The organism is Deefgea piscis, assembly GCF_019665785.1.
Taxonomy (GTDB): Bacteria; Pseudomonadota; Gammaproteobacteria; order Burkholderiales; family Chitinibacteraceae; genus Deefgea.
This window is the reverse complement of sequence record NZ_CP081149.1, coordinates 1,956,909-1,980,213: the sequence shown is the minus strand read 5'-3', so window position 1 is coordinate 1,980,213 and position 23,305 is coordinate 1,956,909. Positions and strand designations below refer to the sequence as shown.

The window sequence follows — 23,305 nt, the reverse complement described above, 5'->3', positions numbered from 1 at the left end:
CTACTTCGCCAAACGGGGTATGCAACACGGTTGATTTAACAGAGAAATTCAAAACTTCTTAACGCGGAATAAACCACGCGCGATCTGGCGTATTGATTTCAACAATCGGGTGATGGTATAGCGCAGTCAGATGTTCCGCGGTTAAGACTTCAGCGCGTGGGCCAGCCAGCCAGCGGCCGTCACCAAACAGCAGCAAGACGCGGCAATGCTCAGCAGCAAAAAAATGCGCATGGTTTGGGTCATGCGTCACCATCACGACGGCGCGTCCTTTGGCCTGCTCTTCGCTGAGCACCTGCAGCGCTTGCTGTTGATGGCGCAAATCCAGTTGCGACAAAGGCTCATCAAGCAATAGCAACGGCGCGTCTTGCGTTAAGGCGGTGGCCAACGCCACACGGCGGCGCTCGCCGCCGGATAAAGTCGCCAAATCACGCCCTGCCAGCAAGGACAAATCCAAACGCGCCAATTGCTCGCGCGCCAAAGCCACATCGGCGGCACTTTCCCAAGCAAAGCGTGATAAATGCGGATGGCGGCCAGTGAGGACTTTTTCCAACACCGTGAGGGGGAATGGGCATTCATCTTGCTGCGTTTGCCACGCCAGCATTTTAGCGCGCTCACCATGTGGCCAATCGGCCCATTCTCGCCCTTGCAGCGCAACTGCTCCCGCTGCCAGCGCATGCCAACCGGCCATTGCGGATAATAAAGTACTTTTACCGCAGCCATTCTCACCCAAAACCAGCCACACTTCACCCGGCTGTATGTGTAATGACAAATCACGAATCAAGCAGCGATCCGCCTGAGCAATGCTCACTTGCTCTAACTGCATTGAGATTGCTTGAACGCTCATCGCACTGCCCGCCGACTTAATAAATACAAAAACGCCGGCACACCCAATAGCGCCATCACTACACCCACTGGCAACTGCTGCGGCGCAATCAAAGTGCGAGCAATGATATCGGCCCACAGTAAAACAATCCCACCAGCCAACGTTGCCGCCGGTAATAACAAGCGCAAATCTTGACCAATCAATAAACGCAGCGCGTGCGGCACAATCAATCCAACAAAACCGATCATCCCAGCAGTGGTAACCGCCAAAGCGCTGGCCAAAGCGGCAGCAAAATACAGCACCCAGCGCAAGCGCTGATGATTTAAACCCAAGGCATGCGCCGATTCGGCTGACATCCCCATAATATTAAGCTCACGCGCCAAGGGCCAGACGAGCAGCAATAGAATACACAGTACCGCCGCCCCCGATTGCCAATGCGCGCCTGCCAAATCACCCATCAACCAAAACACCATGCCGCGCAATAAACCATCGGGCGCCATGCTCAGCAATAAAGACGACACTGCGCCGCAAAAAGCCGCCAACGCCACGCCAGTCAACAATAATCGGGTTTGCGTACTCGAGCGATCACGCCCAGCCAGCAAAAAAACAATCAAAATACTCAATAGCGCACCGGCACCGGCGGCGGCATTCACGCCCAAAGTACCCACACCCAGTAATAGCGCCAACAGCGCACCCACACTGGCGCCGCCAGAAGTACCCAGTATATAAGGATCGGCCAAAGGATTACGTAGCAAGACTTGCTGCAAAGTACCCGCCAAAGCCAATAAGCCGCCCACGACCAAAGCCGACACCGTGCGCGGCAATCGCAATTCAAGCACCACATCGCGCGCCAACGCCGATTCAGGACTGTCATACCAAAATTGCCATGGCCGCAGCGACGTACTACCCACCGACACACTAATGATTACGCTCAGCAATAGCACAAGTAATAAAATACTCAGCGTGAGCAGCGTTTTTTGCGGTGTTAACCGCGCCAAATTCATCACTTTATTCCCCAGCAACGTCTGCATTACAGCGCATTATTTCACCTGCCGAACTTGCTCTACCGCTTCGCACATCGCTTGCGCGCCATCGACCAAGCGTGGCCCCATGCGGCTAATGATGTCTTTGGGCAGCACATAAAACTGCTTATTTTGCGCCGCTTTTAGGTTTTTCCAGCGCTGCCAGCTTGCTAAAACATCGCCCTTCACCCCCGGCTCGCCACTCGTCATAATCGCATCTGGATTAGCGACCAACACCGCCTCGACATCCACTTTGGGCGTGAGCTCTGGCAAATGGCCAAACACATTCACCGCGCCGCATAAGCGCATTACATCCGAAATAATCTGCGTGTTATTGATCGTCATTAAAGGCCGATCCCAAATCTGATAAAACACCCGCACTGGCGCTCGGTTTGAGTAGGTTTTTTCTAACCGCGCCAATTGATCGCGATAGTGTTTGGCCGCTTTGGCCGCGCCCGCAGTTTGCTGGGTTAATACGCCCAAGCGCTCTAGCACCGTTGGTACATCGGCCATTTTTTTGGAAAAAGTCGTAAAAACCGGAATCCCCAGCTGCTTAATTTGATCAAGCTGGCGCTGTGGATTGCCGCTACCCCAAGCAATAATTAAATCGGGTTTCAGCGCCCGAATGCGCTCTAAATCAAAACCGTTATACCCGCCAATGCGTTCAATCTCTTTGGCTTTGGCTGGATAATCACTGTAATTGACCGCGCCAACAATCAAATCTCCCGCGCCAATGGCAAACAAATCTTCAGTCGCATGTGGTGCCAAGCTAATAATGCGCGCTGCCGGTTTGGCTAGCGTGACCGTCACGCCCAAATCATCTTGCACACTCACTGCTGCGTTCACTGTCGCACTCACTGCAACAGTCACCAACGAAGCACTCACAACCATCACGGCCAGTTTCAATTTAAAACTCATATTTAATTCCAATCTTGATACCCATTATTAATACCGCTAAGCCATGCCATCAAATCGCGCCAAACAAGACCGCCGTCGCCACCGGATGACTCATAAACCACGCATGCAAATACGAAGCCTGCAAACCACCTTGCCGGTATATAGCCTCAGCGCCAGATCCTAAGCGGCATGGCGCACCATACCCTATAGGCTCAAGCTGCGTCTGCATTGTTGAATAATGAAACGTATGGCCACGCAGCGCGCCCGACCCCAGGTCAAAACTTTGTGGCCCAAGTGCAGCTAAGCGGGTTTGCATCTCAACTTGCGCGGGCAACACGCCCCATATCGCGTGCACGGTACCATCGAGCAAAGTGAGCGATTCGCACAATGCAATCATCCCGCCACATTCGGCCCAAATGAGCTTACCTTCAGCCACATGCTGCGCCAATTCAATCGCCAGCGTCGGGTGCGCGGCCAGCTGCGCTGCGTGCAACTCGGGATAACCACCGGGCAACCACACTGCGTCGCACTCGGGTAAAGATTCATGTGCCAGCGGGGAGAAAAACACGAGCTCCGCGCCCAAAGCGCTCAAACACGCTAAATTGGCTGGATAAATAAAACAAAACGCCGCATCGCGCGCAATTGCAATGCGTTTACCCGCCAGCAACGGCGCGATTTTGCTGGCAATCGGCGCAGCAAATTCAATTGTTGGCAGGTTTTGCGCGTTAGCAATCGGCTGCGCCGCCAACACATCGGCTATTGCATCGAGTTTCTCAGCCAAATCGGGAATTTCTGCTGGCAGCGCCAAACCCAAATGCCGCTCAGGTAGCGGATCAACGCGCCCAAGCCAACCTTGCCAGTGCGCTGATGGCGCTGATTCTTGCAACATCTGCGCATGGCGCTCACCCGCCACTTTATTGGCCAGCACGCCAAAAAACGGCAAATCCGCACGATAATGCGCCAAGCCAAACGCCAGCGCACCAAAGGTCTGCGCCATTGCACCTGCTTCGATCACCGCCAGTACCGGCAAGCCAAACTGCACCGCCAAATCAGCGGTACTCGGCTCGCCGTCAAACAAACCCATCACCGACTCAATCAAAATCACATCAAAATCGCGTGCCGCCTCTGCAAGCATCTGCCGGCACAAATCCTCACCGACCAGCCATAAATCCAGATTATCCACCGGCGCACCGCTGGCAAAACCCAGCAGCAAGGGATCGAGAAAATCAGGCCCACATTTGAAAACCTTGACGCGCAAACCTTGCCGCCGATACAGCCAAGCGAGGCCCGCGGTGATGGTGGTTTTGCCAGAACCTGAGGATGGGGCGACGATCAAAAGTAGCTGAACAGAATGGAACAAAATTTTACTTTCCTAGCTTCGCCAACGTCGCTGGCACGATCAATTTATGTACAGGGGCGACAAAAAACATATAAACCTTACCAAGCAAATTATGGTTATGAACAACAGTAGTAACTGAAACACCCTGCTGATGGGCTTGATCTACGCGCTGCACAGAAAGTTGAACTCGTAAATGTTTATCAACATCGCTAAGCACCAACTCATTACGTGTCAACGACACAATCGAAAAAATACCCAATCGATCTCCCACCCGATATTCAACGACATTTTTTTGCTCATCCAATGAAGCCAATGCACCCAAATCTTTAAGCCCTAAATGCTTAACAATTTGATTTCGCAAACTCATCAAACCATTAACCCAAGAAGGTGCTTGTTTCACCATTAAGATATATGCAGCCAATGCACTATCCGGCAGAGGATCTACTTTCACCCAATAGGAGTCAGCAAAGCTCGCATTAACGTATGAAGCGCTGATAGCGCAATCTAAAGGTAAATCTTGTGCTGGCATGGCCTTAGTCCTGATGAATTACATAGTTGCCAATAAACTGCACCGCAATGCCCTGCGCGGTAATGATTTGCACCGGCAGTTCAATCCGCCCACGCCCTTTACGGGCAAATAATTTCAAGCAATGTGCAAAATCGGCCTCGCCATTCACGCGGCATTCAGCGTTAATTGTTTCAACCACGGGCAATAAATAATCAATCTTGGCGTCTTGAATCACGATATGCGCGTGAATGCCTGCGGCATGCAATTGTGCAAACACCATACTCCAGCCCGCCAACACCGCCACGGCGTATAAACTCCCGCCAAATGCGGTGCATTTATGATTAACATTGGGCGATAGCGGCGCACTGAGTTGCACTTGCTGAGTCGTAGCATGAACAACCTGAATACCAATATCACGCGTTAGCGGGATTTCTTCGTGAAGTGTTTTTTCTAGCAGACTTGCCAATTCACTCATACAGCACTCCAGTAGCATGACTCGTTTGAGTCAATCCAAACACTGCAGATTCGTTGGTATCCACAAAACCATTGCCAAGCACGAATTAACCGCAGCGAGCGCCCGTCAGCGCTGAGCGGCCGGAACGCAGGAGCCGGAATGTACTTTGGTACATGAGGCTTCATAGCTGTCGAGTACCGCCCGAATCATGATCACGGGATGCGCAGCACTTTTAAAACCGTTCTTACCATTCCAAACCCTTCTGCGCTCTGATTCCTGATTTGTACGCATGTTTTTCATCGGCCAACACGGTGACGGTATCGGCGATTTCATGCAACTCAGTAATCGCAGCGCGGCCGGTGACGACGACGTGTTGCATTTCGGGGCGCGACTCTAGGTCGCGCAATACGATGTCTTTATCAAGGTATTTGTAAGACAAGCAATACGTCAACTCGTCGAGCACCACTACGTCGTAGCTAGGATCGTTCAGCATTTTGGCCGCCATCGCCCAAGCGGTTTCTGAGCGGGCTTTGTCCGCTTCAAAATTTTGTGTTTCCCACGTAAACCCATCCCCCATCACATGCCATTCGCAGTGCTGGCCCAAAAAAGCTTCTTCGCCGGTGTCGGTGCGGTTTTTAATAAATTGCACCACGCCGACTTTAAGCCCATGGCCAATCGCGCGCGCGACCATGCCAAACGCCGACGATGATTTTCCTTTACCGTTGCCAGTTAGCAAAATCATGATGCCGGTGTCGATATTGGCTTCAGCAATATGCGCATCGATAATGGCTTTTTTACGCGCCATGCGCGCGGCGTGGCGCTCGTTTTTAGCTTGGTCTTGACTCATGCTGACAACTCCGAAATTAAAATAAATATTAGGCTTTACTGCTCGCACAGCTGGCGAATATACGCTTGGATCTGCGGCAAACCACGGGTGATGGCCGTAATACCGGGAACGAGTAAATCTTCACTTTTGATTTCAAATACTTGCTGATTTTTTACTGCAGCAATGCCGTCCCAGCCCGCTCGCGCTGTTACGCTTTTCGGCTCAAAAGCTTGGCCACACCAACTACCGAGAATTAAATCTGGCGCGCCTGCGATCACTTGCTCTGGCGTCACGGTGCGATCTTTAGCGCGCACTTTAGGCGCAATCTCGGCAAAAATATCATCGCCACCGGCAATCTCGATCAGCTCCGACACCCAGCAAATACCGGTATACAGCGGCGTATGCCATTCTTCGAAATACACTTTGGGCCGCCATGCAAAGTGCGTCGCAGCGAATTTGGCGGCAGCAATCTGCGCATTTAACTCAGCAATTAAGGCATTGGCGCGCTCAACGCAATCGAGCAATAAACCCAAGGTGCGAATCATCTTAAAAATACCGGCGATGCTGCGTTGATTAAAAAACAGCACTTCATACCCCGCCAGCACACACTCTTTGACCATCTCGCCTTGTAAGCTTGAATACGCCAAAATCAAATCGGGTTCAACTGCCAAGATTTTCTCGACTTTGGCGCTAGAAAACCCGCAAATAATCGGATGATTTTTAGTCACACCAGCCGGGTGGCGCGAAAAAGCCGATATCCCGACAATGCGATGCTGTTGCCCCAAGGCATACAGCACTTCAACGGTTTCGCTACTTAAACACGCAATTTTTTGTGGGCCTAGCATGGTACATCCTAAGTCGATTGAACTTGCGCTGCGGCGCGCGCCAAACGCTGCGCAAACTCAGCATGTTGCTGCAGCGTTAACGCACCAAAACGCAGCGCATTAACACCGACATCTTGGGTATTGAACACCCGAGCATATATTCCATTGGCTGCCAGCGCATACCCCCATTGATCAATTTGATCGACCACACAAAACTGCATCAGCGGATGATCACCACACGGGGTCAAGCCTTGAGCGATTAAATGCGCTTTTAAACTTTGTGCTTCTTGCAGCAAACGTGAGCGCTGCATTTGCTGCCAAGCCTCATCGGCTAAGGCCAATTGCCCAGCCCATAGCGCGGGGCCGCTTACCGCCCATGGGCCGATATATTCAGCCAAGGCCGCTAAAATCTTTTTATCGGCAAAAACAAAGCCCAAACGTAAGCCCGCCAAACCAAAAAACTTACCAATGCCGCGCAAAACAATCAGGCCAGAGCGATTATTCTGGCTCGCAGCTTGACACACACTCTCTGCAGCATCGACATCAATAAACGCTTCATCAACAATTAACCAAGCGCCGCGCGCGGCCAATTTGGCGTGCATCGCCAATAATTGCTGCGCCGTCCAGCGCTGACCATCGGGATTGTTGGGATTAACTAAAATCAGCACATCCAGCGTATCGAGCGCGGCATCGATCTCGTTTCGCGCCAGCAAAATCACCGTATGCCCAGCCTGTTGCCAACGCCAAGCATGCTCGGCATACGACAAACGCAAAACGCCCACGCGGCAAGGCGCACGCAACTGCGGCAAAGCCACAATCGCCGCTTGCGATCCGGCCACCGGCAAACACTGCGCACTGCCGTAATAGCCTTTAAGCACCGCCCAAAACTCAGCGCTAATTTGCGGCAATCGCTGCGCGACCGATTCGGGCATCGCGGGTAAAGGATAACTGTAAGGCGAAATTCCAGTCGAGCAATCGAGCCAATCGGCGTCGCCGCCACCAAAACGCGCTTGTACTGCCAATAAATTGCCACCATGCCGTGGCGCAGCGTGGCATGGTCGGTCTTGTTTGAAATCAGCCACTATGCATCACCACCATCGTGAACAATAAAACCACCACCATCACTCCCAACCACCACGCCAGCGTGGCTTGAATGAGCTCAATGCTGCGCGCGATATCTGGCGCGCTCGCTAGTGGGCCAAAACCTAATTCAGGCCGCAGCTCAATCTGGCCATGATATGGCGCAGCACCGCCTAAGCGAATACCCAAAGCGCCAGCACCGGCGGCCATCACCGGGCCGGCATTGGGACTATCCCACTGCGGTGCTTGCTGTCGCCACGCCGTCAACGCCAATCGGGTTTGCCCCAGCAAAGCGTAAGACACTGCACATAATCGCGCGGGCACCCAATTAAACAGATCATCCATGCGCGCAGCACAGCGACCAAAGTGCCGCCATTTTGGCGTTTTGTAGCCCCACATCGCATCCAAGGTATTGGCCAAACGATGTAAGAGCGCGCCCGCGCCGCCCAACAGTATGAAATAAAACAAACTGGCAAAAATCGCATCCGCACCGTTTTCTAAACACGACTCCACCGCGCCAGCGGCAACTTGAGATTCATCGAGCGCTTGGCAATCGCGGCTGACAATTTTTTGCAATTGCGCGCGTGCCAAAGGTAAATCGCCAGCCATTAACGGCGTGCCAATCGCCGCCACATGCGCCAATAAACTGTTTGCGCCTAGCGAAAACCACAAAGCCCACGCATCAAGGGCATACGCCAACAGCGGCGAATATTGCATAACTTGCCAGCGCAGCCCAATAAACACGCCCAGCGCGCCGCCGACTAAAATCAGCCAAGCCAAACCGCCGCGAAGCACCAAGCCAGCACCGCGATTGAGTCGCTGCGCTAGCCCAGTGGCGAGTCGGCCAAAGCCAACTAAAGGATGGTAGCGACGTGGCTCACCCCAGCAGCACTCGAGCAGCAGCGCGATGCACAATGCAGCCAATAGACCTACGGGGTTAAGCCACAACATACTTACTTAGGCTGCCAGCGCACGCTGACAATGCCATTGATTCCCAAATTGCCGTAATCGGTGGCCATTTGGTAATCACGATTAAATAGATTGTTCACGCGGGCGTGTAGCGACCAATCTTTATCAATCTGATAGCTCGCTGCCAAATTAGTCAACGCGTAGCCAGCCAAGACTTTCTTATTGGCAGCATCATCAAAACGCTGGCCTTGCGCCTGCATTTCAAGGCGCGCCATCCACACTGGCGTTTGTAAACCCACATACGCCACGCCAGCGTGCTTAGCGCGGCGCGCTAATTGACGGCCTTTATTGGCACCTGTCGAGGTATCTTTAGCATCGAGGTAATCGTAGCTCGCGCCAGCGATATACCCTGCATATTGCCAATCGGCAGTCAGCGTTGCGCCACCTAATTTAGCAGTACCAATATTGCTCGGCTGCCACAGGCCCGACGGCGTCGGTGTCCATTCAATCAAATTGGTAACTTTATTTTCATACACAGTCAACGAGCTTTGGAAGCGATTATTGGCAAAGCGAACAAACACTTCCTTGCTATTAGATTCTTCAGGCTTAACGTTTGGATTACCTGAACCTGGCCAATACAAATCATTAAAGCTTGGTGCTTTAAATGCCGTACCCATCGTGGTACCGAGCGACCAATCGTCGTTCATTTGCCAAGCCAAACCCAGCGTACCGGTGTTGTTACGGCCGTATTGCGAATTGTCGTCGCTACGACCATTTAATTGCAGCGTTACATCTGACACCGTCACCAAATAACCCGCCAACAGGCTATTAATCCGGCGATGATTGACGCTGTAATTGGTGTCGCTAGTGACTTTTTGCCCTAGCGTTTCAGCGCCCACTTGCACTGTACCGCCCAAAATCGACACATCATTCACCCACGACAATAAGCTTTGCTGGGTTTTGATTTTGCTGACTTTGTCTTGATAATTCGTCGCCGAGAATGGGGTGTAGTTGCGGCCCTCATCGATACTGGTACCGGCTTTTAAATGGCTAGTCCAGATGTCGTTCCATTGGTTTTTTGACCAAACATTGGCGCTACCATTAAACGATTTGTCGCGATAATCGTAGCTTTGCGCGACGGGTTTAAACGCAGCATTACTGATTGAGCCGTCGTAATGATTTTCACCCCAAGCACCCAAAGCGCTTACGCCAAAAGCATGCTGAGCGTTGATTTTATGCTGGGCCGCCAGCGACAAACTGTTATTTTCATAACCGTCTTGATCAGGATTGTAATTGCTGTTTTTGGGATTCACGATGGCGTTGACGCCGTCGGTTTTAAAATGCGCCGCAGTGATTGAATAGCGCGTTGCGTCATCCCCACCGGCTAAAGTCGCTTTGGCATCGACGGTATTGTGATTGCCATAACCGATTTCAACACTCGATTGAGCCTTGCCTTGGCGCGTAAAAATCTGAATCACGCCGCCAATCGCGCCGCTACCATATAAGCTGGCGGCTGGGCCGCGTAAAATTTCAACCCGCTCAATTTGATCTAATGGAATATTTTGCAGCGATGCGCCGCCCAGTGTGGCCGAGCCAAAATTAATCCCGTCGATCAACACCAAGGTTTGCGAATTATTGGCGCCGCGTAAGTAAACCGAAGTCGATTTACCCGGGCCGCCCAAATTACTAATTTGAATGCCAGGTTGGCGTGATAAAACTTCTTGTAAGCTTGAATTGCCTTGTGCGGCAATGGCTTCACGATCGAGTACGGTGACATCACCGACCACTTCACGCAGTGGCTGCGCAATGCGCGTTGCGGTCACGACTACGTCGTCGAGCTGGGTGACTTCGGCCATCGCAGGAATGGTGGCTAAGGCCGACAAAATCAATAGGTATGTTTTGCTAATGCTGGTATTCATTTAGGTCTCCGGCAATACGCCCGTTGCATATTGCATATTAAAAACAGGAAACCGCGCAGAACACATCACCATCGCATCAACGACAAAGACCATTCCGCCACGGCGTCCCTGCCAGTGCGTCAATCTCGCTCAATTGCGAGCAACAAGGCCGGTCTCCGGGCTAATCAGAAAAATACATCGCCTTCCCGCCATTTGGGCAGTGGCTCAAGCCAAACGCATCGATTAATGCGCTGTGCTTAGTGATGTATCCACACTGAATTACCGTTGCAGGGGCAGCACAGGTTTTAAACCTGTTTCCCGTTTAAATTAATCGCTTACACGATCAATCACCTTGAATGGCGGGCATTGTAACGTAAACACCACGTAGCCACCTTTCTGGAATATGACTATTGCTTATTTTGAAAATAGTGCCGCGCAAGTTACGACATTAAAACAATATCTTAGCCAGCATCCGTCGGCCGAAATTGATTTTCTAGATTGCAATATTTTTCTGAGCAGAATATGATTTACATCAAATTTCACAAATTACTGAAAATTCAAAACATACATGAACCTCACTCCTTTGATTCAATCGTTTGTGCTGCACTTTGGTGAAATGGGTAGCCGCTGGGGCATTAATCGCACCGTTGGACAAATGTACGCCCTGCTGTTTGTCAGCGAAAAGCCACTCAACGCCGATGAAATGGCCGAGGCACTGGGTTTTTCCCGCTCAAATGTCAGCATGGGATTGAAAGAGTTGGAGTCTTGGCGACTGGTGAAATTGCAGCATTTTCCGGGGGATCGCCGCGAATACTATTCAACACCCGAAGACGTTTGGGCGATTTTTAAAACGCTAGCGGACGAAAGAAAAAAACGCGAGGTTGAACCGACTTTGTCGATGCTACGCGAAGCACTGATGGAAACGCCAGCCAACGAAGCCGAGCGCCATGCACAAGCCCGAATGGGCCAAATGCACGATTTGATTGACCTAACCACTAGCTGGTTTAGCGACATTCAAAAATTAGACGTTGAAACACTAAAAAAATTGATGACGCTGGGCGCTCAAGTGCAAAAGTTTTTAGAGTTTAAACAGAAATTATCATTCCCTCGCGCCAGCGAGAAAGAGTAAGGAATCACCATGCTGCCCGAAGCCACCGGTCTACTCGACCCGATTGTATTAGCGCGAATTCAATTTGCCGCCAATATCACTTTTCATATTTTATTTCCAACGATTAGCATCGCTATGGGCTGGGCACTGCTGTTTTTTAAACTGCGCTTTAATGCCACTGGCGAGCAAAAATGGCTGGATGCCTATGGCTTTTGGGTCAAGATCTTCGCGCTGACTTTTGCGTTGGGCGTAGTGACCGGCATTACGATGAGTTTTCAATTTGGCACCAACTGGCCGGGCTTTATGAAAACCGTCGGCAATATTGCGGGGCCACTGTTGGCGTATGAAGTACTAACGGCGTTTTTCCTTGAGGCGACGTTCTTGGGCATCATGTTGTTTGGCCAGAAAAAAGTTAGCAATCGAATTCATACGCTGGCCACAGTCTTGGTTGCCGGTGGCACTACGCTGTCGGCCTTCTGGATTATCGTGCTCAATTCTTGGATGCAAACGCCAGTTGGCTTTGAAATGATTAACGGCCAAGCACATGCCACCGATTGGTTAGCGATTATTTTTAATCCTTCAATGCCGTATCACCTAAGCCATATGCTAGTCGCGTCGGGCCTGACGGTAGCGTTTTTACTCGCGGGCGTATCTGCTTTTCGCTGGCTTAAAGGCCAGCGGGACGCCAGCATTATGGCGTCACTCAAAACCGGTGTTTTTCTTGCTGCGGCATTGATTCCACTGCAAATTTTGATCGGCGATATGCACGGCATAAATACGCTCAAACATCAACCGGCCAAAATCGCCGCCATTGAAGGCATTTGGCATACCGAACGCGGTGCACCGCTGACTTTGTTTGCACTACCGAATGCAGCAACCCAAAGCAATGATTACGCGATTGCGATTCCAAAACTCGCCAGCTTGATCTTAACGCACGATCTGAATGGTGAATTGCAAGGCATTAGCGAATTTGCAGATCACCCACCGGTGGCCAAAGTATTTTGGAGTTTCCGCGTGATGGTTGGCGTGGGCATGTTAATGCTCTTGGTGAGCTGGCTCGCGGCATGGCAATTGCGCGGCGGCAAAACCTTGTCGCCTATGGTGTGCAAGCTTTTGATTGGCATGACGTTTAGCGGCTGGGTCGCCACCGTAGCTGGCTGGTATGTGACTGAAATTGGTCGTCAACCTTGGCTGGTGTATGGCGTACTTAAAACCAGCGATGCCGCGTCCAACGTTGGCGGCGGCATGATTTTAAGCACCTTAATCATGTACCTTACGCTGTACGCCTTCTTACTCGTTTCTTATATTTCGGTGGTGTTTTACCTCGCTAAGAAAGCAGGCCACCCTGCTCAGGAGCAATAATCATGTTGAGCACAATTGATTTGGCCTACTGGCTGCCGGTGATTTTTGCTGGCTTGATGGTGGTGTCGATGTTCGCCTATGTCGTTTTAGATGGGTATGATCTTGGCGTAGGCATTTTGCTTGAGCTAGAAACCGATACCAAAGAAAAAGACAAAATGATCGCGTCGATCGGCCCGTTTTGGGATGCCAATGAAACCTGGCTCGTACTGGGTGTGGGCCTGTTACTGGTGGCCTTTCCTTTAGCACACGGCATTATTTTAACCGCGCTGTATTTACCGGTGGCGCTGATGTTATTGGGTTTGATTTTGCGCGGCGTAGCGTTTGATTTTCGCGTTAAAGCGCGAGCCCATCATCAGCCACTGTGGAATCGACTGTTTTTTGTCGGCTCATTACTGGCCACCGTTTCGCAAGGTGTGATGCTGGGTCGCTACATCACTGGCTTTGCGCCGGGCTGGGGCGCCTGGGGCTTTGCACTATTGGTTGGCGTAAGTTTGGCCGCAGCGTACGCCTTATTGGGCGCGGGCTGGTTGTTGATGAAATCAACCGGCAAGTTGCAGCAGCGCGCGATTGTTTGGGCGCAAGGCAGTTTATGGATTGCCATTTTGGCAACGGTGTTGGTGTCGGTAGCTACACCGTGGATTAGCCCACGCGTATTTGCGCTATGGTTTTCAGTGCCTAACGTATTTTTGCTCGCGCCAGTGCCATTAATGACGGCGATTTTATTTGCTGTGATCGGCTTTGCGCTGCCGCGCTTGGCGCAGCGCCAAAGAAACGGCAATGATAATTTTTGCTGGATACCATTTGCCGCCACGGTGGGCATTGTTTTACTGTCGTTCTTTGGCTTGGTGTTTAGTATTTTTCCGCACTTGGTCATCGATCAACTCACCATCTGGCAAGCCGCGAGCAGCCCAGAAGCCTTATTGATTATGTTCTGCGGCGCAGCGCTGGTGTTACCGACGATTATTGGCTACACGATTTATTCTTACTATGTATTTTGGGGCAAAGCAGGCGAGCTCAGCTACGACTAAAGCATCGCGATATTTTCGCCGGTTTAAGCCATCCTGCGGGATGGCTTTTTTAACGCCCTCTTCTTTTTGATCTCATTCAATATCCACCTATCAACTCCGGCATCAATCCATGGATGCTGAACTTGCTGCGGGGATTTAACTCAATCCGTAAAGATCGCGCACCCAAACTAAAAACCTTGGCGCAGGCGCAGCCGAGCATCCTTCGCCGCAGGCGAAAAAACAAATCTCCGTAGGAGAAAACGGCCTTTTTCGAGGATTTTTCGTTTTTTTTCGCCAAAGGCGAAAAACCAAAAAAAAATTTTTCTAGCTTCGCCACTCAAACCTAAACCAGGGTTGCGCGGGCGGCGCGGCGGGCGGCAGCGGCACTTTGTGGGGTTTGCTTGTGCAAAGGGTTTGCGCACGCGGAACGAAGTACGCAATACAAAACGCCACGCGGCACCAACAGATCATCCAATCACCCAGCGGCACCCCGCGTGCGCAAAATTTGCACATCCTACGCAGCGACTTTTTCGCCATAGGCGAAAAACCAAAAAAATTTTTCCAGCTTCGCCACTCAAACCTAAACCAGGGTTGCGCGGGCGGCAGCGCGAAAAAACCCAGCAACAGCACGATATCAATGTCAGCTTTTGACTTTTTCCCTTGATGGCGCAGCCATCTTCGCCACAGACGAAACCCAAAAAAAATTTTCAGCTTCGCCACTAACACCTAAACCAGAGTTGCGCGGGCGGCGCGGCTGGCTGTTGCTGCCCCTACAATTTCCAATGGCTGATTTTGCATGTAAGATATGGTATTTATCTGACCACCTTCGACGATGAATCAACATTTAATCCGCCGAGCCACCGCCAGCGATGCAACGCATATTGCCTTGTTACTCACGCAACTGGGCTATCCCGCCAGCACAGATGAAGCCGCTCAACGTATTGCGTATATGGCAACGCCAATGAATGCACTATTTGTTGCCTGCACAAAAGAGAACAACACCCCGCGAGGGTTAGTGGGCATCCATCTTTTGCCCATGCTGCATTGCAGCGCCCTACTCGGCAAAATCACTGGGCTGGTCGTCGAGACCACATCTCGCGGCCAAGGCGTAGGATCTGCGTTGATGCAGGCGGCAGTTGATTTTGCCACTGAGCACCAAGCACCCAGAATCGAAATCATCAGTGGCAACCATCGACCTGAAGCCCATGCTTTCTACCGAAAATTGGGCTGCGTGGCCACCGAGCAAACCAAATTTAATCTACTCACGCCGGTACACAGCGCATAAAAAAGCGCCATCTTGATGATGGCGCTTTAACTTAAAAGCAAAATTTGCAGCAATCGGCGACAGAAGAAACCAATCAATCCACCAATGCCGATCTAGATTGCATGGCCCTCAAGCAAACCACTTAGCCAAGAGGTATTTGGTTATAAAGCACATTGAATAAGCATTGCAGTAATATACCTAGTTTAAATTTTCATGCTTATCTTTTAGATCGTCGGCTAAAGCCGACCCTACAAGACCATTGGCTTTCTAAATACACAATATAAGGGCAAAGTTTTGATTAAAACCGCCCCGTCAAACTCAGCCCCAAAAATGGCATCGTGCCATAGCTTTCACTAATCAAGGCATCACCTTGCTGATTGCGGATTTTAAATTCGCCATTCAGTGCCGCACCGGCATAAAAATCTAAGCGTGTGCTGGGCGCAAATTGATAGCCAGCGCGAACAAATAAGGGCACCGAGTTGTTTTCTAAAATGCCATTGGCGGCAATGGGGTTATCACTGGCTAAGCGAGTTTGATAACTGCGCCATGTGCCACCGGCGGCAAAATCCCAAACACTCGAGGCTTTCCACGACAACTCCAAGCCTGCAGGGCCAACGGGACCAGCGACAAAGGGGTTTTTTAAGGTCAGCTGATCGCTGATTTGCCAATTAAGTAATACAAACGGAAACACCACGTTTTCATCAAAACTCTGCCACGCGCTCACGCCTAAACCCAGCATTAAGCGCGGCGAGAAATAATGCGCCACATAGGCATTGCCGCCCCAATTGATACTTTCGCCCTGATCAGCTCCCGCTTCGGCAGCATATTGCACACCGGGCGTTACGCCAAAAATCCAACCGTCGGCAGTTACAAAACGATAAGGCATTGAGAGTTCAAGCCGATTTAAATCTTGCCACGGCGTTTTTCCGCCCCAAGCCACTGGCGCGTCAAAATGCCATTGCTGCTGACTGGCGTTCAGCGCCAAACCAAGGCTGTGCTGTGCATCAATTTGCTGATTCACGCTCAGCGACGCGATCAGCCATTCGCTACTAACTTCACCGCCAGCATCTAAATCCGCATTGGGCATCACCACCGGCGTTACGCTGTAATTGATCGTCGCTTCACTCGCGACGGCGCACCATGGCAATAAAGCCAAAAGTGCCGTGATTAAGGTTTTTTTCATTCAAGAAATCGATATAAAGTAAGAATTTGCTCGCGAGTTTAGCGACACCTTTTACGCAACGCGATTTATTTAGCGGCAGTGTCGCGCCAATGTTCATTTGTCAGTTTGTAGACATAAAAATACCCCACCAAACCTCGGCGGGGCTATTTAAATTGGCGATATTACGATGTGCTGAATGCCGTGCTACAAACACAAAATCCAACAAACAATCGCAATTACTCGTATTGATCCATGCTCGGGCAAGCGCAAATCAAATTGCGGTCGCCATACACATCGTCAATCCGATTCACCGACGGCCAGAATTTATTATCCAGCACATACGGCAAAGGGAAGAACGCCACTTCACGCGAATACGGACGATCCCATTCAGCAGCGATATCGTTTTTGCTGTGCGGTGCGTTTTTCAATGGATTATTCTCCGCTGGCCAAACACCGGCTTGTACTTGATCGATTTCTTGGCGAATCGAAATCATCGCCGCAATAAAGCGATCGAGTTCAGCTTTAGATTCTGACTCTGTCGGCTCAATCATCAAGGTTCCCGCCACCGGAAAACTCATCGTCGGCGCGTGAAAGCCATAATCCATCAGGCGTTTGGCAATATCGACTTCAGTAATGCCACTCGCAGCTTTGAGCGGGCGAATATCAATAATACACTCATGCGCCACGCGACCATTCGCGCCGGTATATAGCACCGGATAATGCGCCGACAATTGCTGCATCATGTAATTGGCGTTCAGTAGCGCGATTTCCGTAGCATGCTTAACGCCGCCCGCGCCCATCATCGTGATATACATCCACGAAATCGGCAAAATCGACGCCGAACCAAATGGCGCGGCCGATACGGCTGATTGACCTTGCGCGACGCTAGCGTCACCTTGATCGATATTGGCCACCGCATGATTGGACATAAACGGCGCTAAATGCGCTTTCATGCCAATTGGCCCCATGCCCGGCCCACCGCCGCCGTGCGGAATGCAGAAGGTTTTGTGCAAATTCATGTGGCTAACATCAGCGCCGATATCGGCTGGGCGCGTTAAGCCCACTTGCGCATTCAAATTTGCGCCATCCATATACACTTGACCGCCAAACTGATGTACCGTCGCGCAGATTTCTTTGACTGCCGTTTCAAACACGCCATGCGTTGATGGATAGGTCAGCATCAAGGCCGCCAAATTCGCACCGTGTAATTCAGCCTTGGCTTTCAGATCAGACAAATCAACGTTGCCGCTGTCATCACAATCGACCACCACAACTTTAAGACCCATCATTTGCGCCGTTGCCGGATTAGTGCCGTGCGCAGACTTAGGAATTAAGCAAATATCGCGATGCGCTTCATTGCGGCTATCGTGATAGCGACGAATCGCCAACAAACCGGCATATTCGCCCTGCGCGCCAGAATTGGGCTGCATACAAATGGCGTCAAACCCAGTAATTGCTTTGAGCTGATCGGCGAGGCCATTAATCATTTCAAAGTAACCCAGCGTTTGCGCTTTCGGTGCAAACGGATGGATATTGCCAAATTCAGCCCAAGTAACCGGAATCATTTCGCTGGTGGCATTGAGTTTCATGGTGCAACTACCCAATGAAATCATCGAATGATTCATCGCCAAATCACGATTTTCGAGGCGCTTGAGGTAACGCAGCATTTCGTGTTCGGTGTGGTAGCGATTAAAGACTGGGTGCGTTAAATAGTTTGAGGCGCGTTGCAACGCCGCCGGAATCACTTCGCTTGTCGCCAAGTCGAGTGCGGCCAAGTCGGCTGATTGACCAGTAAACAATTGAATCAAAGTGGCCAAATCTTTTTGCGTCGCGGCTTCATGAAAGGCCACGCTCAAGACTGAATCAGAGACTTGCAGCAAGTTGTAACCCGCCGCCAAGGCTGCGGCGTAAATGCTCGCCGTTTGCGCGCCAGTATTGACTTGTACCGTATCAAAAAACGCGTCGTGAACGATTTTCCCACCCGAACCGTTGGCGAACCGAACGCCTTGCGCAAACAAACTCGCCAAGCGATGCGTGCGCCCAGCAATGCGCTTAATTCCCGCTGGGCCGTGATACACCGCGTACATTCCCGCCATATTGGCGAGCAGTACTTGCGAAGTGCAAATGTTAGAATTGGCTTTTTCACGACGAATATGTTGCTCACGCGTTTGCAGTGCCATACGCAGCGCAGTTTTACCTTTGGCATCAATCGATACGCCAATGATCCGGCCCGGTGCCGAGCGTTTCATTTCATCTTTAAAGGCAAAATACGCCGCGTGTGGGCCGCCAAACCCCATTGGAATGCCAAAACGCTGACTACTACCAATGGCTACATCCGCGCCCATTTCCGCCGGCGATTTAAGTAGCGCCAAGGCCAACAAATCCGCCGCAACAATCGCCACCCCCCCACGCGCTTTAAGCGCTGCAATCGGCGCAGTTAAATCACGCACAGCCCCATCGGCACCCGGATATTGCAGCAAAGCACCAAAATAATCATCGTCACCCGCGGCAGTTGCCGCACCGATGACCAGCTCAAACCCGAAGTATTGAGCGCGGGTCTTTACTACATCAAGTGTCTGTGGCAATACCTGTTCATCTACGAAGAATTTCTCGGCTTTGACTTTCGAAATCCGCCGCGCCATCGCCATCGCTTCGGCGGCTGCCGTGGCCTCATCGAGCAAGGATGCATTAGCCAAATCCAGCCCCGTCATATCGATAATCATTTGCTGGTAATTGAGCAAAGCTTCTAAACGACCTTGGGCGATTTCGGCTTGATACGGTGTGTAGGCGGTATACCAGCCAGGGTTTTCGAGCACATTACGCAAAATCACATTCGGCGTGATATTGGGGTAATAGCCCAAACCAATAAAGCTGTGATTAACGATGTTTTTAGCCGCAATAGCGCGAATTTTCGCCAAAGCGTCCACTTCAGAAACCGCATCCGGCAAAGGCAATTTTTGCTTAAAACGAATATCGTCCGGAATGGTTTGCGCGACTAAATCTTCAATCGAGCTCGCGCCAATTTGCGCCAGCATCGCCGCTTGATCAGCCGCATTGGGGCCAATATGCCGAGCAATAAATTCTTCGTGGTTAAACAGTGTAGAGAGCGACATGAAGCACCTAGAATGGTTGAAAATTTAAAACCTTTCAACGCAGAGGCGCAAAGACGCAGAGAAAATCTTAAAACTAAGGTCTTAATTTAGGGTCGCTTTCAAGCCGCCTCTTAAATCGATTAAGCTTGTCGACCCTAAACGGGCTCCTAAAAAAGAAACACCATCAAGACTTTTAGACTTTCTCTGCGCCTCTGCGCCTCTGCGTCAGGTGTTGTTTTTAAACGCCGATTTCTTTGGCGTATTGTTCTGCCGTCATCAAACCATCAAGCACCGATGCATCGGCCGGTTTAACGCGGAAAAACCAAGCTGCACCGTAGGGTTCGGTATTGGCCAATTCTGGCGCATCCACCAAAGCATCGTTCACAGCGACCACTTCACCCGCAATCGGTGCGTATACATCCGATGCCGCTTTCACTGACTCAACCACGCCTGCGGTGGCGTCGGCGGCTAACTCATCACCCACTTGTGGCAATTCAACAAACACGATATCGCCCAATAGTTCTTGGGCGTGATCGGTAATACCGATGGTCACTGTGCCGTCGGCTTCTAAACGCAACCATTCGTGGCTGTTAACGTATTTAAGTTCGGCTGGAATATGGCTCATGATTTTTCCTTAGGGATTTGAGATGGGGATTTGGGAGCAAGGATAGAACAGGGTTTACTCCCCATTCCCCATTCCCTACTCCCCGAATTAATTTATGCAAACACTTTTTTGCCATTGCGAACAAACGGCATTTTCACCACGCGAACGTCGGTCAGCGTGCCGCGTAAGTCCACTTGCACCGTGTCGGTGTCTTTAGTTGCTGCAGGAACGCGGGCGATGGCCACGGAATGCTTGAGCGTTGGCGAAAACGTGCCGCTGGTTATTACGCCTTGACCCACGCCAGCCACTTCAACAATTTGACCTTCGCGCAAAACGCCACGACCTTCGAGCACCAAACCCACTTGCTTCAACGCCACACCTGCCGCGCGTTCAGCCTCGAGTGCTGCGCGGCCGATAAAATCACGCTCAGTCGGTTGCCACGCAATGGTCCAACCCATGCCGGCCGCCAATGGCGAAATGGTTTCGTCCATATCGTGACCATACAGATTCATGCCGGCCTCAAGGCGCAAAGTGTCGCGCGCGCCCAAGCCGATAGGCGCAATACCCACGCTCAGCAGTGCTTGCCAAAAGGTCGCCGCTTCGTCGCTGGGCAACATGATCTCTAAACCATCTTCGCCGGTATAACCGGTGCGGGCAATAAACCAGCCGTCTTCAACTGGGCCAAAAGGAAAGCCTTGAAACACATTCAGCGCTTTCACCGCGTCTTCCCAGTCTTCGTGGATGACTTTGCACACTTTGGCGATGGCGTTAGGGCCTTGAATCGCAATCATCGCCAATTCGCGGCGCACATGCAGTTGCACGTCAAAGTTGGCCGCTTGCTTAAGCATCCACGCAATGTCTTTGTCGGCGGTGCCCGCGTTGACCACCATCCGGTAGCCATAATGCGTCAGGTAAACGATCAAATCGTCGATCACCGTGCCTTCGGGCGTTAACATCCCCGAATACAAAGCTTTACCTTCGGTGCTGAGTTTTTCGACATCATTGGCAATCAAAAAACGTAAAAACGCTTTGGCTTCGCTGCCGACGATATCGAGCACGCACATATGCGACACATCAAACATGCCGGCGTCAGTGCGTACAATTTCGTGTTCTTTAAGTTGTGATCCGTAATGAATCGGCATCAACCAGCCGGCGAAATCAACCATTTTGGCGTTCGCAGCAAGGTGGGATTCATACAGTGGTGTAGTTTTGGTTGTCATTGGGGTTCCTTAGGGTATAGCCCTCTAAGTCCGACGGCTTATAGCACGACGGGCAACACCCCTCTGTCCTGACACCTGAGATTTTCCGGCCGCAGTATAGATCTGCTGAAAAAAAGCCAATTTAACACCACCCCGTGATTGCACGAGGCGTAGCAATTAAAAAAGTTTTTGCCGTTGAGCCCTTCGGTGGATGCTGCGGGTGTAAACACCGAGCACCGCTCTCCAGAGTTTTACTTTTGCCAGCAGTCCCTGATACCTGAGCGATTTGCGGGTGCATTTGCGCCTTCGGTGGTGACCTCAACCCAATAAATGGTAAAAATCACACTCTCCTGCTGTACGGCCGGATTATCACGGGAAGCTTGCCAATTGGCAAGCCACAAAACAGGATTTTTACCCTAATCCTTGCCACAAAAAACAAAAAGCCAAGCGAATGCGCATCGCTTGGCTTTAGTGCTTCGTCAAGATTACAAACCAACACCGCGCTACGCATTGTCGTCCAGCAAAGCAAAAGGCTAAATTCGATGGCGATTGGGCTTAATATCGCGCTCGGCGGGTCAGCGCGGACTTTGCTTTAAATTCCCCCATCCGCCAAACCCAAGACTTTAACGCAATAATTGATGGCCCGTATACAAAAACAAACCAATCAACCCGCCCACCAACGTGCCATTCAGGCGAACAAACTGCAGATCAACGCCCACGCTGACTTCCAGCCGCTCAACCATCACTTCATCATCCCAAGCTTTGAGTTGTTCGGCGATAAATTGGCCAATTTGTCGCCGATATTTTTTAACTAGCACTCCAGCTGCGACGCGGGCGTGGCGATTTAACCAGTCGGCCAGAACGACGTCATCCGCCAAGCGCACACCCAAATGCTGCAAACTGAGCGCCAATTTGGCGCGTAGCACTGAGTCTTGCGCCGCCAAATCATCAGCCAACCAAGCCACCAGCCGCGACCACATATTGTCGATAGCGTTCAGCAAACTCGGCTGCGCCAATAAATGCTGCTGACTCAACTGCAGCGCCGCTTGTAGTGATGCATCGTGCTTTAGATTTTGCTCCAGATCCGCTAACGCTTGATCAAAATGCTCACGCAATGGATGATCGCTCGATTCGCGCATGTTTTGCACTTCACGCCCTGCCGCATGCACCAGTTTTTTGGCCATATAGCGCCCACCGGCTGCATCGAGTGAAATCCAGCGCAAATAATCAAATTCAGCGGCAATAATGCCGGCGATATGCTGTTGCAGCTCAGGCTTTTGCAGCTCCTGATCTAAATGCGCCAGCACGGCATCGAGCATGACTTGATGCTGACCACTTTGCCGTATCACAGCCAAAATCTCACCAGCTGGTTTCACCAAATCAATTTGCGCCAATTGCTGCAGCAACAATCCACGCAAACGCAGCGCCATCGCTGGTTCAGTCAAGCTTTGCAAAATAAAATCCATCAGCTTAGCGACTTGATCGGCGCCCGCTTTGGCATTCACATCCACTTGCAGCCAAGCGGCCAATCGACGCGCTGGATTAAATTGACTCACTTTTTCCATAATCCGCTCGCTGGACAAAAAATGCGTCTCAATAAATTCACCCAAACTATCGGCAATGCGGTGTTTGTTTTTGGGAATAATCGCCGTATGCGGAATCGGTAAATTCAATGGATGTCGAAACAGCGCTGTCACAGCAAACCAATCGGCCAAACCACCGACCAAAGCGGCCTCAGCAAAAGCGGCAATATAAGGCAAACTGGGATGCGCGCCGCGAAAATACGTCGCCAGCAGCATAATCAATGCCATCAGCACCAGCAATAGCGTCGCATTACGCTTTAGCAGCCGCAAACGCTGCGCCTTAACATCAAAAGAACGTGCCGCCGGCTGGCGCGGGGTCGGATTGATTACCATAAGCCCTCGAA

Annotated in this window: 22 protein-coding genes and 2 riboswitches; of the genes, 4 read left to right on the top strand and 18 right to left on the bottom strand. The window is 51.1% G+C overall.

Features of this window, described 5'->3' with window-relative positions; translation table 11 throughout:
- Positions 1-58: 58 nt before the first annotated feature.
- The 12 genes from K4H25_RS09200 to K4H25_RS16950 form a co-directional block, all read right to left on the bottom strand.
- Positions 59-844, bottom strand: a complete 786-nt coding sequence (locus K4H25_RS09200; protein ID WP_221020248.1) for an ABC transporter ATP-binding protein — start codon at positions 842-844, stop codon at positions 59-61.
- Positions 841-1,854, bottom strand: coding sequence for a FecCD family ABC transporter permease (locus K4H25_RS09195; protein WP_255587466.1), 1,014 nt, complete (start codon positions 1,852-1,854; stop codon positions 841-843). The genes K4H25_RS09200 and K4H25_RS09195 overlap by 4 nt, the downstream gene beginning before the upstream one ends.
- Positions 1,855-1,863: 9 nt before the next feature.
- Positions 1,864-2,763 carry a cobalamin-binding protein gene (locus K4H25_RS09190; protein ID WP_221020247.1) on the bottom strand — a complete coding sequence of 300 codons (900 nt, stop codon included), beginning with the start codon at positions 2,761-2,763 and terminating at the stop codon, positions 1,864-1,866.
- A gap of 49 nt (positions 2,764-2,812) precedes the next feature.
- A complete protein-coding gene (locus tag K4H25_RS09185; RefSeq protein ID WP_255587465.1) occupies positions 2,813-4,102 on the bottom strand; it encodes a cobyrinic acid a,c-diamide synthase CobB in 1,290 nt (429 codons plus the stop codon).
- 4 nt (positions 4,103-4,106) lie between these two features.
- Positions 4,107-4,610 (bottom strand): DUF2867 domain-containing protein, encoded by a 504-nt coding sequence (locus K4H25_RS09180; protein ID WP_221020246.1) that lies wholly within the window; start codon positions 4,608-4,610, stop codon positions 4,107-4,109.
- A 4-nt stretch (positions 4,611-4,614) separates the two neighbouring features.
- Positions 4,615-5,064 carry a YiiD C-terminal domain-containing protein gene (locus K4H25_RS09175; protein ID WP_221020245.1) on the bottom strand — a complete coding sequence of 150 codons (450 nt, stop codon included), beginning with the start codon at positions 5,062-5,064 and terminating at the stop codon, positions 4,615-4,617.
- A 223-nt stretch (positions 5,065-5,287) separates the two neighbouring features.
- A complete protein-coding gene (gene cobO / locus K4H25_RS09170) occupies positions 5,288-5,890 on the bottom strand; it encodes a cob(I)yrinic acid a,c-diamide adenosyltransferase (RefSeq protein WP_221020244.1) in 603 nt (200 codons plus the stop codon).
- Positions 5,891-5,925: 35 nt separating this feature from the next.
- Positions 5,926-6,714, bottom strand: coding sequence for an ABC transporter substrate-binding protein (locus tag K4H25_RS09165; protein WP_221020243.1), 789 nt, complete (start codon positions 6,712-6,714; stop codon positions 5,926-5,928).
- An 8-nt stretch (positions 6,715-6,722) separates the two neighbouring features.
- Positions 6,723-7,775, bottom strand: coding sequence for a threonine-phosphate decarboxylase CobD (gene cobD / locus K4H25_RS09160; protein ID WP_221020242.1), 1,053 nt, complete (start codon positions 7,773-7,775; stop codon positions 6,723-6,725).
- Entirely contained in the window at positions 7,768-8,724 is a 957-nt protein-coding gene (gene cbiB / locus K4H25_RS09155) for an adenosylcobinamide-phosphate synthase CbiB (protein ID WP_221020241.1), read from the bottom strand. The genes cobD and cbiB overlap by 8 nt, the downstream gene beginning before the upstream one ends.
- Before the next feature lie 2 nt (positions 8,725-8,726).
- Entirely contained in the window at positions 8,727-10,601 is a 1,875-nt protein-coding gene (locus K4H25_RS09150; protein ID WP_221020240.1) for a TonB-dependent receptor domain-containing protein, read from the bottom strand.
- Positions 10,602-10,724, bottom strand: a complete 123-nt coding sequence (locus K4H25_RS16950; protein WP_255587464.1) for a hypothetical protein — start codon at positions 10,722-10,724, stop codon at positions 10,602-10,604.
- A 6-nt stretch (positions 10,725-10,730) separates the two neighbouring features.
- Positions 10,731-10,950, bottom strand: a riboswitch (cobalamin riboswitch).
- 198 nt (positions 10,951-11,148) lie between these two features.
- Between K4H25_RS16950 and K4H25_RS09145 the strand changes: the two genes are divergently transcribed.
- Genes K4H25_RS09145 through K4H25_RS09135 form a run of 3 tightly spaced genes read left to right on the top strand, consistent with a single transcriptional unit; the run spans position 11,149 to position 14,078 of the window.
- Positions 11,149-11,709 carry a GbsR/MarR family transcriptional regulator gene (locus tag K4H25_RS09145; protein ID WP_221020239.1) on the top strand — a complete coding sequence of 187 codons (561 nt, stop codon included), beginning with the start codon at positions 11,149-11,151 and terminating at the stop codon, positions 11,707-11,709.
- A 9-nt stretch (positions 11,710-11,718) separates the two neighbouring features.
- Entirely contained in the window at positions 11,719-13,050 is a 1,332-nt protein-coding gene (locus K4H25_RS09140) for a cytochrome ubiquinol oxidase subunit I (protein ID WP_221020238.1), read from the top strand.
- Between the two features lie 2 nt (positions 13,051-13,052).
- Complete coding sequence (locus K4H25_RS09135; protein WP_255587463.1) at positions 13,053-14,078, top strand: cytochrome d ubiquinol oxidase subunit II; 1,026 nt, start codon at positions 13,053-13,055, stop codon at positions 14,076-14,078.
- 167 nt (positions 14,079-14,245) lie between these two features.
- Here K4H25_RS09135 and K4H25_RS09130 read toward each other — a convergent pair whose 3' ends face one another.
- Complete coding sequence (locus tag K4H25_RS09130; RefSeq protein WP_221020237.1) at positions 14,246-14,497, bottom strand: hypothetical protein; 252 nt, start codon at positions 14,495-14,497, stop codon at positions 14,246-14,248.
- Positions 14,498-14,889: 392 nt separating this feature from the next.
- Between K4H25_RS09130 and K4H25_RS09125 the strand changes: the two genes are divergently transcribed.
- A complete protein-coding gene (locus K4H25_RS09125; protein WP_221020236.1) occupies positions 14,890-15,342 on the top strand; it encodes a GNAT family N-acetyltransferase in 453 nt (150 codons plus the stop codon).
- 277 nt (positions 15,343-15,619) lie between these two features.
- On the opposite strand, the gene K4H25_RS09120 is transcribed toward K4H25_RS09125, so the two are convergent.
- The 5 genes from K4H25_RS09120 to K4H25_RS09100 form a co-directional block, all read right to left on the bottom strand.
- Positions 15,620-16,504: a DUF6268 family outer membrane beta-barrel protein gene (locus K4H25_RS09120; protein WP_221020235.1), complete on the bottom strand. Its 885-nt coding sequence runs from the start codon at positions 16,502-16,504 to the stop codon at positions 15,620-15,622.
- Positions 16,505-16,719: 215 nt separating this feature from the next.
- A complete protein-coding gene (gcvP, locus tag K4H25_RS09115) occupies positions 16,720-19,596 on the bottom strand; it encodes an aminomethyl-transferring glycine dehydrogenase (protein ID WP_221020234.1) in 2,877 nt (958 codons plus the stop codon).
- A 217-nt stretch (positions 19,597-19,813) separates the two neighbouring features.
- Entirely contained in the window at positions 19,814-20,200 is a 387-nt protein-coding gene (gene gcvH, locus K4H25_RS09110; protein ID WP_210768914.1) for a glycine cleavage system protein GcvH, read from the bottom strand.
- A gap of 92 nt (positions 20,201-20,292) precedes the next feature.
- Positions 20,293-21,399 carry a glycine cleavage system aminomethyltransferase GcvT gene (gene gcvT / locus K4H25_RS09105; protein WP_221020233.1) on the bottom strand — a complete coding sequence of 369 codons (1,107 nt, stop codon included), beginning with the start codon at positions 21,397-21,399 and terminating at the stop codon, positions 20,293-20,295.
- A gap of 233 nt (positions 21,400-21,632) precedes the next feature.
- A riboswitch (glycine riboswitch) is annotated at positions 21,633-21,741 on the bottom strand.
- 260 nt (positions 21,742-22,001) lie between these two features.
- Positions 22,002-23,294 (bottom strand): DUF445 domain-containing protein, encoded by a 1,293-nt coding sequence (locus K4H25_RS09100; protein ID WP_221020232.1) that lies wholly within the window; start codon positions 23,292-23,294, stop codon positions 22,002-22,004.
- Positions 23,295-23,305: the final 11 nt, after the last annotated feature.